The organism is Pseudomonas sp. HY2-MNA-CIBAN-0224 (genome assembly GCF_040310285.1).
Taxonomy (GTDB): domain Bacteria; phylum Pseudomonadota; class Gammaproteobacteria; order Pseudomonadales; family Pseudomonadaceae; genus Aquipseudomonas; species Aquipseudomonas helleri.
Window position 1 is genome coordinate 1 of sequence record NZ_JBEOPQ010000712.1, and the last position, 255, is coordinate 255.

General features: G+C 43.5%; 1 pseudogene. It reads left to right on the forward strand.

Going from position 1 to position 255, the window contains the following annotated elements:
• A pseudogene (gene glmU / locus AAEZ03_RS28180) lies at positions 1 to 255 on the forward strand (bifunctional UDP-N-acetylglucosamine diphosphorylase/glucosamine-1-phosphate N-acetyltransferase GlmU); the annotation flags it as partial.

A 255-nucleotide genomic window follows, 5' to 3' on the forward strand; every position in this document is an offset into this window, starting at 1 on the left:
CGTTTATATCGAAGCGGGTTGTGTCATCAAAAACGCGAAAATTGGTAATGCCTGTCATATCAAACCTTATTGTGTGATTGATCATGCTGAGATTGGTGCAGGTGTCGATGTTGGTCCTTTTGCCCATTGGCGTCCAGAAACCGTATTGGCTGACAATAGCAAGGTCGGAAATTTTGTCGAAATCAAAAAATCGACGATCGGTCATGGCAGCAAAGTCAATCATTTAAGCTATGTTGGCGATGCCATGGTTGGTAC